Annotated in this window: 14 protein-coding genes; 11 read left to right on the forward strand and 3 right to left on the reverse strand. The window is 51.0% G+C overall.

The features are described 5' to 3' along the window. Positions 1 to 172 precede the first annotated feature (172 nt). The 5 genes from HCX92_RS04850 (at position 173) to HCX92_RS04870 (ending at position 4960) form a co-directional block, all read left to right on the forward strand. Entirely contained in the window at positions 173 to 775 is a 603-nt protein-coding gene (locus HCX92_RS04850; protein WP_169293805.1) for a glutathione S-transferase, read from the forward strand. Continuing rightward, positions 775 to 1710: a LysR family transcriptional regulator gene (locus HCX92_RS04855; protein ID WP_169293956.1), complete on the forward strand. Its 936-nt coding sequence runs from the start codon at positions 775 to 777 to the stop codon at positions 1708 to 1710. The genes HCX92_RS04850 and HCX92_RS04855 overlap by 1 nt, the downstream gene beginning before the upstream one ends. 95 nt (positions 1711 to 1805) lie before the next feature. Further along, the gene (locus HCX92_RS04860; RefSeq protein ID WP_169293806.1) at positions 1806 to 2996 is read left to right on the forward strand and encodes a CaiB/BaiF CoA-transferase family protein; all 1191 of its coding nucleotides are present in this window, start codon (positions 1806 to 1808) and stop codon (positions 2994 to 2996) included. Positions 2997 to 3011: 15 nt separating this feature from the next. Continuing rightward, on the forward strand, positions 3012 to 3947 hold the full coding sequence (locus tag HCX92_RS04865) for a hydroxymethylglutaryl-CoA lyase (protein WP_169293807.1): 936 nt from the start codon (positions 3012 to 3014) through the stop codon (positions 3945 to 3947). A 29-nt stretch (positions 3948 to 3976) separates the two neighbouring features. After that, the gene (locus tag HCX92_RS04870; protein WP_371808391.1) at positions 3977 to 4960 is read left to right on the forward strand and encodes a Bug family tripartite tricarboxylate transporter substrate binding protein; all 984 of its coding nucleotides are present in this window, start codon (positions 3977 to 3979) and stop codon (positions 4958 to 4960) included. 84 nt (positions 4961 to 5044) lie between these two features. On the opposite strand, the gene HCX92_RS04875 is transcribed toward HCX92_RS04870, so the two are convergent. After that, entirely contained in the window at positions 5045 to 6538 is a 1494-nt protein-coding gene (locus HCX92_RS04875) for a CoA-acylating methylmalonate-semialdehyde dehydrogenase (protein ID WP_169293808.1), read from the reverse strand. 16 nt (positions 6539 to 6554) lie between these two features. Beyond that, the gene (locus HCX92_RS04880; RefSeq protein ID WP_169293809.1) at positions 6555 to 7763 is read right to left on the reverse strand and encodes an ABC transporter substrate-binding protein; all 1209 of its coding nucleotides are present in this window, start codon (positions 7761 to 7763) and stop codon (positions 6555 to 6557) included. Between the two features lie 120 nt (positions 7764 to 7883). On the opposite strand from HCX92_RS04880, the gene HCX92_RS04885 reads away from it, so the two are divergent. The 6 genes from HCX92_RS04885 (at position 7884) to HCX92_RS04910 (ending at position 13158) form a co-directional block, all read left to right on the forward strand. Then, the gene (locus tag HCX92_RS04885; RefSeq protein WP_169293810.1) at positions 7884 to 8807 is read left to right on the forward strand and encodes a LysR family transcriptional regulator; all 924 of its coding nucleotides are present in this window, start codon (positions 7884 to 7886) and stop codon (positions 8805 to 8807) included. An 18-nt stretch (positions 8808 to 8825) separates the two neighbouring features. Beyond that, positions 8826 to 9485 carry a dienelactone hydrolase family protein gene (locus HCX92_RS04890; RefSeq protein ID WP_169293811.1) on the forward strand — a complete coding sequence of 220 codons (660 nt, stop codon included), beginning with the start codon at positions 8826 to 8828 and terminating at the stop codon, positions 9483 to 9485. Positions 9486 to 9507: 22 nt separating this feature from the next. Continuing rightward, entirely contained in the window at positions 9508 to 11163 is a 1656-nt protein-coding gene (locus HCX92_RS04895; protein WP_211182276.1) for a murein L,D-transpeptidase, read from the forward strand. A 22-nt stretch (positions 11164 to 11185) separates the two neighbouring features. After that, entirely contained in the window at positions 11186 to 11752 is a 567-nt protein-coding gene (locus HCX92_RS04900) for a DUF882 domain-containing protein (RefSeq protein WP_169293812.1), read from the forward strand. 24 nt (positions 11753 to 11776) lie between these two features. Beyond that, entirely contained in the window at positions 11777 to 12349 is a 573-nt protein-coding gene (locus HCX92_RS04905; protein ID WP_169293813.1) for a GNAT family N-acetyltransferase, read from the forward strand. Positions 12350 to 12702: 353 nt separating this feature from the next. Next, positions 12703 to 13158, forward strand: coding sequence for a MaoC family dehydratase (locus tag HCX92_RS04910; protein ID WP_169293814.1), 456 nt, complete (start codon positions 12703 to 12705; stop codon positions 13156 to 13158). A gap of 180 nt (positions 13159 to 13338) precedes the next feature. Here HCX92_RS04910 and HCX92_RS04915 read toward each other — a convergent pair whose 3' ends face one another. After that, complete coding sequence (locus tag HCX92_RS04915) at positions 13339 to 14532, reverse strand: acyl-CoA dehydrogenase (protein WP_169293815.1); 1194 nt, start codon at positions 14530 to 14532, stop codon at positions 13339 to 13341. Positions 14533 to 14615: the final 83 nt, after the last annotated feature.

A 14615-nucleotide genomic window follows, 5' to 3' on the forward strand; every position in this document is an offset into this window, starting at 1 on the left:
GATGCGGGGGAAGACGTGAGTCGAAGGGTTTGCAGAGAGCGGTAACAACTTGTGACGGTTTTGATACAACTGCTTTTTGTTTTTAAGACAAGACAATCATTCTGTCAGCATATTCACTTACAATCATTGGTAATACAACTGGAAATGATCAAGATCTATTTGGAGAATATGAATGAAGCTTTATTATTCAACATCATCACCTTTTGTTCGTAAAGTGATGATGGTGGCAGAAGAGCTGGGCTTGCTGGATCAAATTGAAAAAGAACCGGTTCAGGTTCACCCGGTTAACCGCTTGCAAACACTGATAGCGCTTAATCCTTTGGGACAGGTTCCCACCCTGGTGACTGATGATGGCCAGGTGCTTTATGACAGTCGTGTCATTTGCGAGTATTTGAATGAAAAAGCCAATGGTACTCTGTTTGGCGATAAGGACAGCCGCTGGGGTATTTTGTCTGAACTGACGGCCCTGGATGGTTCGCTCAGTGCATTGGTGGCTACCCGTTATGAAATCAGTGTGCGTCCTGTAGAGTTGCAGTGGCTGGCCTGGGTGGATGCGCAAATGGATAAGGCGCGCACCACGCTGGATTATTTTGAAGGCAAGGCAGAATCCCTGGAAGGTCGCGAGGATATTGCCCTGTTGGGGCTGGCCTGCTTGTTGGGTTATCTTGATTTTCGTTTTGCCCACTTCGACTGGCGCAAGTCATATCCCAAGCTGGATGCCTGGCATGCGAAATTTTCTCAAAGGCCTTCCGTGTTAAATACGGTGCCAGTCTGATTTTGAATTTATCCAGGTTTGATCCTCATTCCCTGCGTGTTTTCCTGCTGGCTGCCCAACACTCCAGTCTTACCAAAGCGGCCCAGGGGGCACACCTTACTTTGTCGGCCGCCAGCAAGCGGGTTTCCGAGCTTGAAAAACAGCTTAATTGCACGCTTTTCATCCGGCAGCCCAGGGGGGTGACGCTAACGCCTGCCGGGCACGCACTGGTGGAGCATGCCCAACAGGTCATCAGCACGATTAACCGTATGGCTGCCGATATGGGTGATTATGCCGCAGGCCTGCGTGGTCAGGTCCGGATGTGGGCCAATACCTCTGCGGTGATTCAGTTTTTGCCCGGTGATCTGGCCCGGTTTTCCAGCCAGAATCCGGCGATTCGCTTGAGCCTTGAAGAAAAGTTGAGTCATGAGATTATTTCGGCATTGACCCAGGAAAAAATTGATATTGGCATTTTTGCCGATAATATTCCCAGTGGGCAAGTGCAGAAAAGTCTGTATCGCTTTGATCAGCTGGTGTTGCTGGTACCTTCTTCCCATGCGTTGCGGGGTTCGCCACCGGTATATTTCAGGGATGTGCTGCATTACGATTTTGTGGGCTTGTCCGATGGCAGCTCTTTGCTGGTTCGTATGCAGGAAGCCGCTTTGGCTGCTGAAAAATCATTGCGCCTGCGGGTACAGGTAAGCAGTTTTGATGCCATTTGTCGCATGATAGAGGCCGGGCTGGGTATTGGACTTTTGCCTCGAGCCTCGGTCCGCCCCGAAATTCTGGGTACCGGCCTGCATGCGGTTGATCTGCTGGACAGCTGGGCAGAGCGCACTTTATGGATTGGGGTACGTAATGAACATAGCCTGACCCCCGATGCCTTGCGTCTGTATGCTTTTCTGAAACGGGCCCGGCATGCCAGCCAAAATAACGAGTCTGCGCCGCTGCCTTGAATTTCAGGAAAGGGTGGTTTAGAAAAAATTGATTTTCAAAAAGCCGATTTGCTTTCATCATAGTGTCTTATTGAAAGCAATAAGAGGCAACAGGAATGACAAAACCACTGGACGGCGTCAAGGTACTAGAACTGGGACAACTCATTGCAGGACCTTTTGCCTGCAAAATGCTGGCAGAATTTGGTGCCGAGGTCATAAAGATAGAACCTCCGGAAACCGGAGACCCCTTACGAAAATGGCGTTTGTTGCATGAGGGCACATCGGTCTGGTGGGCTTCGCAGTCCAGGAACAAACAGTCGGTTACCCTGGATTTGCGCCAGAAAGAAGGGCAGGATGTCATTCGCCTTTTAATTAAAGAAGTGGATGTGCTGGTGGAAAACTTCCGTCCCGGAACCCTTGAGAAATGGGGGCTGGGTTGGGAAGAATTGAAGGCCATCAATCCGCGCCTGATTATGCTTCGGGTCTCGGGTTATGGACAAACCGGCCCCTATAAAGATCTTCCCGGCTTTGGTGTGGTGGGTGAGGCCATGGGGGGATTAAGGCACCTGAGCGGTGAGCCGGGCCGTCCACCGGTACGGGTGGGTATCTCGATTGGCGATTCCCTGTCTGCCTTGCATGGCGTGATTGGTGTTTTGCTGGCTTTGCGTCATCGTGACCAGAATGGGGGCGATGGGCAAGTCATTGATGTGGCGCTTTACGAGTCCGTGTTCAATATGATGGAAAGCATGGTCGCCGAGTATTCGGCTTTCAATGAAATCCGGCAACCCGCGGGCAGCAGCTTGCCAGGGATTACTCCCAGTAATGCGTATCGCTGCGCGGATGGCAAATATGCCCTGATTGCCGGTAACGGAGACAGTATTTTCAAGCGTCTGATGAGCTTGATCGGGCGTGATGATATTGGCAATGATCCCGAGTTTGCGCATAATGATGGTCGCTCCAGACAGGCTGAATATATTGATGGGGTCATTGGACAATGGGCCGCCCAGCATTCTTTGGAGGATGTGTTGCAGGCCCTGCACGAGTCACGTATCCCGGCCGGAAAAATTTATGACGTGGCCGATATCGTTAATGACCCGCATTATAAAGAGCGGGAAATGCTGTTGCAAGGTGAGCTTGAAGATGGCACGCCAGTTATCCTGCCGGGTATTGTGCCCAAATTAAGCGGCACACCGGGCGAGGTGCATCGCAGGGCACCCACGTTGGGTCAGGATACGGCAAGCGTATTGAGTGCATTGGGGATAGATGAACAAACGCAGCAGCAATGGCGCGAACAGGGAATCATTTAGGTGGGGACGAAAGCAATGACGAGCAATAAAATTTATATGCAGGAAGTGGCGTGTCGTGACGGGTTTCAGAACGAGGCCGTTTTTATCCCGACCGAAGAAAAGATTGCAATCGTGGACCGGTTAAGTGAATGTGGCTATGCCAAAATTGAAGTCACGTCATTTACGTCACCCAAAGCCATTCCCGCGTTGCGTGATGCTGAAGAGGTCATGCACCGTATTCGACGCAACCCCGATGTGTTGTATACCGTGCTGGTGCCCAATTTGCGTGGCGCGGAAAGAGCCATGTCGTGTGGGGTGGATGAAATCAACTTGGTGATGTCCGTCAGTGAGCAGCATAATCAGTCCAATTTGCGCATGACGCGTGAGCGTTCTTTTGAACAGTTGGCCGGTATTATCGGTGAAGTCAAATCAACGCCGGTACAGATCAATGTTTCCCTTTCCTGCGCTTTTGGTTGTCCCATGGAAGGGGATGTGGCTCAAGATGAGGTCTTGTCCTGGACAGATCGCTTTGCCGGGTTGGGTGTGCATGGCATCACATTATGCGATACCACCGGCATGGCATATCCCACGCAGGTTGGTGCGCTGTTTGAACGCGTTAAGTCGCAATTTCCCGGGCTTGAGCTAACCGCGCATTTTCACAATACACGCGGGATGGCCCTGGCCAATGCCAATGCGGCAATCGCGGTGGGCATAAACCGTTTTGACGCTTCTCTGGGAGGATTGGGCGGATGTCCTTATGCACCGGGCGCTTCGGGTAATGTATGTACGGAAGATATGGTGCATATGTTTGAGTTGATGGGGCTGGATACCGGTGTTGATTTGCCGGGGATTTTAGCGGTGGCGTCGCTGTTGCCCAAGCTGATCGGTCATGATGTGCCCGGCCAGATCCTGAAAGCGGGTCCACGTTTGAAATTGCATCCGGTCCTGGATTGTGTAGCCAGTACGGTTTGAAAAACTTTAATATTTAACGGAGACGAGTAGTGAAAAAATACATAACATTAAAGCCATTGTGCCAAGCCATCTTATTGGCAGGTCTGGTTAGTAATGCTAACGCCCAGGAAGCATCTTACCCAGACCGTCCAATCTCCCTGATCGTTTCAGCAGCACCGGGTGGAACAACCGATCTTGCTGCCCGCATGATTGCAGAGCCGTTAAGCAAGGCTTTGGGGCAATCAGTTGTCGTGGAAAACAAACCGGGGGCATCGGGGGGGATCGCTGCCTCACAGGTTTTAAGGGCAAAACCGGATGGCTATACTTTATTACTGCAATATTCAGGTTTTCAGGTAATCACGCCGAATATTGATAAGGTCAGTTGGGATCCGGTTAAGTCTTTTGCGCCGGTCGCCAATGTTTTGTCGGCACCACAAGTGCTGGTGGTCAAGAAAGACCTGCCTGTTAATAACCTGAAAGAGTTTGTGGATTATGCAATGAAGAATCCGGGCAAACTCAATTATGCCTCTTCAGGTAACGGCTCACTTCAGCAAGTGGCTACCGAACAGCTGAATCAAATGGCGAATATCGAAACCACTCATGTGCCTTATAAGGGAACAGGCCCTGCCTTGACCGATTTACTTGGAGGGGTGGTGGATTTAACCATTACGACACCGCCTCCTTTGTTGCCTCATATAAAGTCGGGAGCCTTGAAAGCACTGGTGGTGACTGGCAAAGAGCGTCTGGATTCGGCACCTGAGGTACCTACGGCGGCAGAGGCGGGTTATCCTGATTTGCAGGTTTCCTCCTGGTTCGCCATGTATGCGCCAGCAGGGACTCCTAATACGGTTGTACAGAAACTGGCTGGTGAAATTGAAAAAATCATGGCGACCGATGCCTATCGTGAAAAAGCTGAAACATTGGGGGCAATGGCAGAGTTCATGGGGCCTGAAGCACTGGGCAAGTATACGGAAGAAGAGTTGGTACGCTGGAAAAAAGTCATTGATACTGCTGGTATAAAAGGCAATCAATAATACAAAAAGAGATACGCAATAGCGTATCTCTTTTTGCTAGGTTTTTATCTGCCTGCCATTTCTGGCAGACCCGCAAAGCAGATTTTATTCCATTTTAATGGTGGTGTTGACGCCTTGGGCGTGATGAGTCCAGCGCGCCGTGATGGATTTGGTTTGGGTCCAGAAGCTGACAGCCTGTTTGCCGTTCGGTCCCAGGTCGCCCAGTTTTGAGCCGCGTGAGCCGGTGAAACTGAACCAGGCCACGGGTACGGGGATGGGAATATTGATACCAATCTGACCAACATCGACATTGTTCTGGAAATAACGGGCATCGCCACCACTTTGGGTGAAGATGGCCACGCCATTGCCATTGGGGTTGGCATTAATGAAGTCTATCGCTTCGTCCAGGGTGTCCACGCAAACGACACACAATACCGGGCCAAAAATTTCCTCACGGTAAATGCGCATGTCTGCTTTTACATTGGAAAAAATGGTGGGGCCAACGAAGTTGCCGTTTTCATAACCCTCAACGGTAATGTCACGGCCATCCAGCAGGAGGCTGGCGCCTTCATCAATACCGGACTGAATCAGTCCGCGTACCCGTTCACGAGCGGCCGGAGAGACCAGTGGCCCCAGGTCTGCCGCACGGTCGGTACCGACATTGACCTTGAGTTTTTTGCTGCGCTCAACAAAATCATCCAGCCATTCTTTGGTCTTGCCCACCATGACCGCGACGGACGTGGCCATGCAGCGTTGGCCGGCAGCGCCAAAAGCGGCACCCACCAGTTGGTTCAGTGCCACTTCCTTGTCGGCATCCGGCAGAATGACGCAATGGTTTTTGGCACCCATCATGGCCTGGCAGCGTTTGCCGGCATTGGAAGAGCGCCGATAGATTTCCGTGCCCACGCGGGTGGATCCAATAAAAGACACTGCCTTGATGTCCGGGTGCTCGCACAAGCGGTTGGCCACTTCAGGGCCGCCATGCACCACGTTCAGGACACCCGGAGGCAAGCCTGCCTCAAGGGCCAGTTCGGCCAGAAACAAGGATGAACTGGGATCTTGCTCGGAGGGTTTAAGCACAAAGGTATTGCCGCACGCAACGGCAATCGGGAACATGAAGCAGGGCAGCATGATGGGGAAGTTGAAAGCGGTTATACCGGCACAAACGCCCAAAGGTTGGTTCAAAGTATAGACATCAATACCCGATGCCGCATTTTCGGCATATTCACCCAGCTGCAGGCTGACAATCGAGCAGGCGTGTTCAATGACCTCAAGACCCCTGCCCACCTCACCTTCGGCATCGGGCAGGGTCTTGCCATGTTCCAGGGTAATCAGTTCGGCCAGCTTGGTGGCGTTTTCACGCACCAGTTGCTGCAGTTTCAGCATGACCCGCATGCGGGTACCCTGACCGCTATTGCGCCAGGTCTTGAAGGCTTCCTTGGCACTGGCAACGGCCTGATCCACTTCGTCAAGGGTGGCAAAGGGAACCCGAGCAACCACTTCCTGGTTGGCCGGATTCACCACATCTTGCCAGACATCGGACTTGGAACGGATTTTTTCACCATTGATAATCAGGGGAACTTCTGGGATGGAACGCATTATGTAATCCTTTTACTTATTTAAGAAGAGAGCAGCTTGATTCGGAAAGGGGCTGGAAAGCTTCTGCGGCCGGAATGGTGGCCAGCAGTTTCGAGTAATCCCATTCGCTTTGTTTTTCAGACGGCTTTTTGACTTCATACAGATACATGTCGTGAATCACACGGCCATTGGGCTGAATGGAAGCGTTGTGCATGATGGGGTCTTCAATGGGTATCTCGCGCATTTTGGCGGCTACTTTATCTCCTTCGGTAGACTTGGCGGCAGCGACTGCTTTCAGGTAATGCAAGACACTTGAATACACGCCGGCCTGGGTCATGGTGGGCTTCAGATTGTTGAATTCCTTGGCAAAACGGTTGGACCAGTCACGGGTATTATCATCAAAATCCCAGTAAAAACCGTCAACATAACTGAGCCCCTGGGCGCTTTCATTGCCCAGTGCGCGCAGGTCAGAGAGGAAAATCAGCAGGGATACCAGTCGCTGGCCGCCCTCGCTAACCCCAAATTCCTTGGCCTGCTTGACCGCATTGACCGTATCCTGGCCACCATTGGCCAGCGCGACCACATCGGCTTTGGAGCTTTGTGCCTGCAGCATGAAAGAGGCATAATCGGAGTTGTTCAGAGGGTGACGAACCGCACCATTTACCTTGCCACCCAGCGATTCCACCATTTTTGATGTATCGGCTTCAAGTGAGTGTCCAAAAGCGTAGTCAACCGTGAGGAAGAACCATGATTTGCCACCGGTGGCAATGGTGGCCTTGGCGCCCCCCACTGATTGTGAATAGGTGTCAAACATCCAGTGAAAGCCCACCGGAGAGCATTCTTTATTGGTCAGGGCCGTTGTGGCCGGGCCGGAAAAAAGTACCACCTTGTTTTTGTCACGGGCAATGTTCTGGACGGCCAGCGCCACCGCCGAGTTGGTCAGGTCGGCAATGGCGGTCACGCCATCACGGTCAAACCATTCCCTGGCCTTGGCGGCACCCACGTCAGCTTTGTTCTGGTTGTCAGCGGACACCAGATCGATTTGCATACCCTTGCATTCGGCAGCCAGGCAATCATTAATCGCCATTCTGGCGGCTGCCACGGATCCGGGGCCACCCATGGAAGCATAGGTGCCGGACATGTCGGTGAGGACACCGATTTTGACGGGGGGGATGTCACTGGCGCCAGCCGTTGAGCTGAACGCCAATGCGCAACTCAGGGCGAGTGCGTGCACTGGAAATTTCATAATTTGTCTCCGGGTTTTTTCTTGCATTTTCATAAGTCTCTTTGGACCCGATACAGTTTGATGTGTACAAATTAAAATTGCAATATAAAATATGCACATCTATTGTTTAAAAATGCACATATGAAAACACTTGACTGGGATGGGCTGAGATATTTTCTTGAGGTGGCAAGAACCCAGCGTGTCAGCGCAGCCGCCCTGCGTCTGGGTGTTGAGCACACCACCGTGGCAAGAAGGATCCGTCAGCTGGAAACGCAAATGGATACTTTGCTGTTTGACAAGTCCCGTTCCTCAGGGTTTGTCCTGACGGCAGCCGGTCATGAACTGTTGGCCCATGTTGAGCAAATGGAAAGCCATTTGTTTAATGCCCGCGAGAAGGTTACCGGGGTGGGAGAGTCCTTGTCGGGGCATATCAGGGTGGCGGCTACCGAGGGTTTTGGCAGTTACATCATTACCCCCCTGTCCATGCGGTTTCAGCAACAATATCCTGATATCACCCTTGATGTCTTGCCGGTGCCCCGCTTTGTCAGCCTGACCCGGCGTGAGGCCGATATCGCCATTACGATTGAACGTCCTTTGCGCGGACCTTATGTGTGCAGGAAACTGTGTGATTATTCCCTGAAGCTATATGGAACACGCGAATATTTGCAAAACCATCCTCCCATCCGGCATCAGGATGACCTGAGGCTTCATCCCGGGATCAGTTATGTGGAAGAGCTGATTTACAGCGACCAGCTGCGTTACCTGGAAGATGTGCTGCCTTTGAGCAACGTTGTCTTCAAAAGTACCAGTATCATTGCACAATATTTTGCCTGTTTGCAGGGACAGGCACTGGCTATCCTGCCTTGCTTCATGGCAGCCCAGAATCCGCAGCTGGTCGTCATTTTGCCCGAAGAAATCCATATTCAGCGCAGTTTCTGGATGTATTTTCATGAGGACCTGAAGCGTCTTAAACGCATTACCGCCTTTTGTGATTTTGTAAGAAGTATGGTAGAAAGGAATGCAGGATTAATGAAAGGAACAAGCGGGGCTTTGTTCATATTTTAACGATAACGGAGAATGCTTATGTACATGACTTTGCGGGCGCAAGATGGCCACGTTTTTGATGCTTATGTGGCTGGAGCGGAGACTGCCCGTGCAGGTATTGTGGTTATTCAGGAAATTTTTGGTGTGAATAGCCATATACGTGATGTTGCCGATTTTTTTGCCGGTCAGGGCTATCGTGTGATCGCACCCGCACTGTTTGACAGGGTTCAGGCAAAGGTGGAACTGGGCTATACCCCGAAAGATATACAAAAGGGCCTTGATCTGCGCAGTGAAATCAGCCAGGAACAGGTTTTGCAGGATATTGCCGCTGCCGTTCAGGCATTGGACAAGCAGACCAGTGTGGGTGTTGTGGGCTATTGCTGGGGGGGTACGCTGGCATGGTTGGCTGCGTGTCAAATACCTGGTGTCAAGGCCGCTTCATGCTGGTATGGCGGTGGTTTGGCACAGGTCGCCAATGAGCAAACCACGGTGCCGGTGCAAATGCATTTCGGTGAGCTGGATAAATCCATTCCTGCCAGCGATATCGAACTTATCCGCAGGGCTCAGCCGGGTGTTGAGATGTTTGTGTATGCTGGGGTTGATCACGGTTTTGGCTGCGACCAGCGCGGTTCTTACGATAAAGCGGCAACCGAATTGGCACGCCTTAGAACAATTTCGTTTTTTGCGAAACATTTATAAAAAACAGATTCAGGAGGTGGCTATGAAAATCCATAAAATCTTGTTGGCAGCCTTATTGGCTGCAGGTGCAAGCACTCATGTAGCAGCCAATGTGCCTGTGCTTGCCGTACCCGAAGAGCCCGTGCTTTTTCTGGAGCAGCCGCCGGTTTTTGGCAAGGTGCCTGAAAGTGCCGTGGCCATCTCTGCGCAAACACCATTGTTCTGGTTTTCTGGCAGCCAGCCGCTTAAACAGACACAGCAAGCCATTGTATTGTTAGAGCAAGCAGGGCTACAGGGACTGAATCCGGCCGATTACCCCATAGAAAGCCTGAAACAGTCACTGGCCCAGGCCAATAACGGGCAATTAAGTACCGAACAGGTGGCTCAACTGAATCATCGCATTAGCCAGGTCATGCGGATGTATGTCAAAGATCTGAAGAATGGACGAATTGATCCGGACACTGTGAAACAGAAATTCAACCGGACGCCCATTACCGATGCGCAGGCGGATGTTTTCCTGCAAAATGCCCTGCAACAGGAAGACCTGGCCAGTCTGCCTCAAACCCTTACCAGCCCCATACCTATGTATAACAGCCTGCTCAAGGTGCTGGCCCACTATAAAACCCTGCTGGATAGCCCGGCATGGCAAACACCGTTGCCTGCTCTTAAGGGGGGGAGCCTTAAACCCGGACAACCATATGCGGGCCTGGCGGGAGTCCAGGCGCGACTCGAGGCTTTGGGAGACCTTGCTCCTGGTACTGCGGTGCCGGCTGTGTATGATGCCAGACTGGTGCAAGGCGTGAAAAATTTCCAGGAACGGCACGGACTGGAGCCCGATGGCGTGCTTGGCAAGGGTACGTTGGCCCAGTTGTCAGTCACGCCAGCAGAACGCGTCAGGCAAATTGAAATTAGTCTCGAACGTTTGCGCTGGACACCCTTAACCACACATCCACGCATGATTGTGGTGAATGTGCCCGAGTTCATTTTGCGGGGTTATACCGTTAATAATGGTCAGGTAGATCCAGAAATTGAAATGAAAGTCATTGTGGGCAAGGCCTTTAATACCAGTACCCCTTTGTTTGACGGTGAAATGAAGCACATCGAATTCAGCCCCTACTGGAATATCCCTTATTCCATTGCCCGCAGTGAAACGATTCCGCGCTTGCGCAGGGATCCTGGCTATTTAAGCCGTCAGGGAATGGAGTTTGTGGTGGGCAACAGTGTTTCAACAGCTGTCACCGAAGCAAACATGAATGCGGTATTGGCAGGCCAGGCACGCATTCGCCAGCGTCCCGGCCCACAAAACGCCTTGGGTGACATCAAATTCATCTTTCCCAATAATATGAGTATTTTCCTGCATCATACTCCTTCAGTCGGGCTGTTTGACCGGACCCGTCGCGATTTCAGTCACGGCTGTATTCGTGTAGAGGAACCCGTCGAGCTGGCACAGTTTGTTCTGGTCAACCAGCCCGAATGGACGGCGAAACGCATTAAATCGGCAATGGAATCCCGAAAATCGAATACAATGACACTTAGCGAGCCAATTCCTGTTGTTCTGGCATACAGTACCGTCGTCGTGAAAAATAATAAAACGTACTTCTTCCCCGATATATACGGGCAGGACAAACTGCTGAACCAGGCTCTTCTGCGTCATGCGCAGCAACGGGCCTCACGGCCCTTGTTTGCGTCCAATCCTTAAAATCATCAGGAGAATGTATAGCATGTCGTTGCGTACACCTCATACACGACGCCAGTTTTTGCGAACAACCCATAAACTGGCGCTAACAGGTGCTGTGTTTTCAATCGCCCCATCTGTCAATGCCAGTTTGTCACTAGGCTCCACCAATCATCTTCTCGCCCTTGATCACACCCATACCAATGAAAAACTGTCTTTGGTTTATCGCTTGGGCAATCAATATGTCAATTCGGCACTTACCCGTTTAAACCGTTTTTTACGAGACCATTACTCCGGTACGGTAGGGATCATGGATCCCGCGCTTTATGACATTCTTGATGGCATCAAGGTGGCCTTGCGTGTTGACATGCCTTATCAGATTATTTCCGGTTACCGTGATCCTCATACTAACGAACGTTTGCGTAAAACCCGTGGGGGTGGCGTGGCCAAGAAAAGCCTGCATATGCAGGGGCGGGCGCTGGATATTCGCATGCCCGGCGTACCTCTTGACGAGTTGCGTGACGCTGCGCTGTCGTTAAAAGCCGGTGGTGTTGGTTATTATCCAGACAGCCGGTTTGTACATGTGGATACCGGCGGTATTCGCAGCTGGTAATTCATTTTCAAGAAAATGGTAAATGTGCCCACACCGGTTTTGGTGCGGGCACAGGCTTCCATTCGTAAAAAAATAGCATCAATGTTTTCCTATTCCCTTCGTAAATTATTGCTCCCTGATATTGATGCCATTCTGGATATTCAGCGCCAGGCCTATGTGGCTGAGTTATGTGAAAGAAAAGAGGTGCTGGAAAGCAAGGTGATGGCTGCATCGGTCCCCGGCACCAGCTGGGGTATATTCAGGGAGGCTGAATTATGTGCTTATGCGATTGCTTATCCATGGAGCAATGAGCGGATACCGGTTTGGGATCATCCACATGTTGCCCTGTCGGAACCCTGCAACAGTATTTATATTCATGATATAGCCGTTGCCACTCCTCACCTTCGTCGTGGTCTTGCTGAAAAAATGCTGCTGTGTCTGTTTGATCGGGCCGCTTTTTTGGGCTTGGACAAGGCCTTGCTGATTGCCGTGCAAGGTGCCCATCAGTATTGGCAACGGTTTGGTTTTGAGGTTTGCCCGCAGGTTTCTGCATCAAGTTTTGGTGACGATGCATTATGCATGCAGCGAGATATCCGCGTCCTATGCAGTGAAACCTGAATAAGTCCCGCTGTATCCCCCCTGAACGCCTGGCGTTAGGTGGTGGTAGTTCATAAATACGGTCTATGATTGCCCATTATTTATTTGATAAATTTTTGTGCAGTGCGGTAAAATGAGTGCCTTGAAGATGAAACATTATTTCCATCAAAAGATATTTTGTTGTCCGGGTTATTAAATTTCACAATGGTTTATGTGGGCGTTCATTTAAAAAATGCTTAAAAGTATTTGATTTTTAACATTTTTCCAAAAACAATGATTGTGAGTGACATTTTTTATTAAATCGGATATAACTATCGGTTTATTGGAAATAATAATTGTTTCCAATCGCACAATAAACAATTAGGGTTGATGAAATGAAATTCGCAGATTTCAAGCCGGGACAGGTCTTTGAACAGGGTCCAAGGCGTGTAACTCAGGAAGAAATCCTTGCCTTTGCCAAAACGTATGATCCGCAATGGTTTCATATTAATCCTGAAAAAGCGGCAGATAGTCATTGGGGGGGGTTAATTGCCAGTGGCTGGCATACCTGTGGCATGGCCATGAAAATGGCGGTCGATGCCGTATTGGGAGAGTCTGAATCATTTGCTTCTCCGGGCCTGGATTACGTGAAGTGGTTAAAACCGGTGCGCCCTGGTGATGATCTGTTCTGGAAAGGCATTATCAAGGCAAAGCGTGAGTCCAACTCACGTCCCGGTATTGGCATTATTCTCTGGAGTTGGGAAGTAACCAATCAGAAAGGAGAAACCGTGCTTGAGCTGGATGCCACCAATTTGTTTGATATTTCGAAGCAGGAAAAAGACGAAGCCTGATACCTGAGGGTGAAGAACGCAGGTCAGTGCTTTGAGGCAGTAAGGAGCAAAGAGCGTGGCACGGCATAAGCAAAAAAAGACTGAACCGGGTATTACACCCGCTTCAGTCTTTTTTATTGGGGATTATTGCCACTCGCCACATGCGAGCCTGTTTTCCGGGCCCGCATGCGGATGTCAGGATCAATAAAAAGCTTGCAGGCCGGTTTGTGCACGGCCCAGAATCAGGGCGTGAATGTCGTGGGTACCTTCGTAGGTATTAACCACTTCCAGGTTGACCAGGTGGCGGGCCACACCAAACTCGTCGGAAATGCCGTTACCGCCCAGCATGTCACGGGCCATGCGGGCAATGTCCAATGCCTTGCCGCATGAGTTGCGTTTCATGATAGAGGTGATTTCAACGGCAGCGGTACCTTCGTCTTTCATGCGACCCAAACGCAGGCAGCCTTGCAGGCCCATGGTGATTTCGGTCTGCATGTCGGCCAGTTTTTTCTGGATCAGCTGGTTTTGGGCCAGAGGACGGCCAAATTGTTTGCGATCCAGTGTGTACTGGCGAGCTGTATGCCAGCAGGCTTCAGCCGCACCCAGTGCACCCCAGGCAATACCAAAGCGGGCGGAGTTCAGGCAAGTGAAAGGACCACGCAGGCCGCTTACGCCTGGCAGCATCTGGTCGTCAGGCACTTCCACTTCGTCCATCACGATTTCACCGGTAATGGATGAGCGCAGACCCACTTTGCCATGAATGGCGGGGGCGCTTAAGCCTTTCATGCCTTTTTCAAGAATGAAACCACGGATCTTGCCATCGAACTCGCCGCCTACGCAACGGGCCCATACCACGAACACATCGGCAATGGGAGAGTTGGTGATCCACATTTTATTGCCGGTCAGGCTGTAGCCGTTTTCGGTTTTCCTGGCGCGGGTTTCCATACCGTCGGGGTCGGAACCGTGGTTGGGTTCGGTCAAGCCAAAGCAGCCAATCCACTCACCGGTGGCCAGCTTGGGCAGGTATTTCTTTTTCTGGACCTCACTGCCGAATTCATTGATGGGCACCATAACAAGTGAAGACTGCACGCTCATCATGGAGCGGTAGCCGGAGTCAATACGTTCCACTTCACGCGCAACCAGTCCATAGGAAACATAGTTCAGGCCTGAACCACCGTATTCAACCGGAATGGTAACGCCCAGCAGACCCAGTTCACCCATTTCCCTGAAAATGGAAGGATCGGTTTTTTCATGACGGAAAGCTTCCAGCACGCGCGGTGCCAGTTTGTCCTGGCAGTAGGCGTGGGCAGCGTCGCGAATCATGCGCTCTTCATCGGTTAACTGTTCGTTAAGCAATAAAGGATCATCCCAGTGGAAAGAAGGATTTGAAGACATGGTATTGACTCCTGAAAATGAATGATTTTATGGTTTTGCAATGTAATGAGACATATTCTATGTGCCATTTTCTCACAAGGCAA

The sequence above is a fragment of the Advenella sp. EE-W14 genome (genome assembly GCF_012923605.1).
Lineage (GTDB): Bacteria > Pseudomonadota > Gammaproteobacteria > Burkholderiales > Burkholderiaceae_B > Advenella > Advenella alkanexedens.

Bases quoted from the DNA above. Each gene is read 5' to 3' on its own strand.
- HCX92_RS04850 (WP_169293805.1), top strand. From the start codon at position 173: ATGAAGCTTTATTATTCAACATCATCACCTTTTGTTCGTAAAGTGATG.
- HCX92_RS04860 (WP_169293806.1), top strand. From the start codon at position 1,806: ATGACAAAACCACTGGACGGCGTCAAGGTACTAGAACTGGGACAACTC.
- HCX92_RS04865 (WP_169293807.1), top strand. From the start codon at position 3,012: ATGACGAGCAATAAAATTTATATGCAGGAAGTGGCGTGTCGTGACGGG.
- HCX92_RS04875 (WP_169293808.1), bottom strand. From the start codon at position 6,538: ATGCGTTCCATCCCAGAAGTTCCCCTGATTATCAATGGTGAAAAAATC.
- HCX92_RS04880 (WP_169293809.1), bottom strand. From the start codon at position 7,763: ATGAAATTTCCAGTGCACGCACTCGCCCTGAGTTGCGCATTGGCGTTC.
- HCX92_RS04885 (WP_169293810.1), top strand. From the start codon at position 7,884: ATGAAAACACTTGACTGGGATGGGCTGAGATATTTTCTTGAGGTGGCA.
- HCX92_RS04890 (WP_169293811.1), top strand. From the start codon at position 8,826: ATGTACATGACTTTGCGGGCGCAAGATGGCCACGTTTTTGATGCTTAT.
- HCX92_RS04895 (WP_211182276.1), top strand. From the start codon at position 9,508: ATGAAAATCCATAAAATCTTGTTGGCAGCCTTATTGGCTGCAGGTGCA.
- HCX92_RS04900 (WP_169293812.1), top strand. From the start codon at position 11,186: ATGTCGTTGCGTACACCTCATACACGACGCCAGTTTTTGCGAACAACC.
- HCX92_RS04910 (WP_169293814.1), top strand. From the start codon at position 12,703: ATGAAATTCGCAGATTTCAAGCCGGGACAGGTCTTTGAACAGGGTCCA.
- HCX92_RS04915 (WP_169293815.1), bottom strand. From the start codon at position 14,532: ATGTCTTCAAATCCTTCTTTCCACTGGGATGATCCTTTATTGCTTAAC.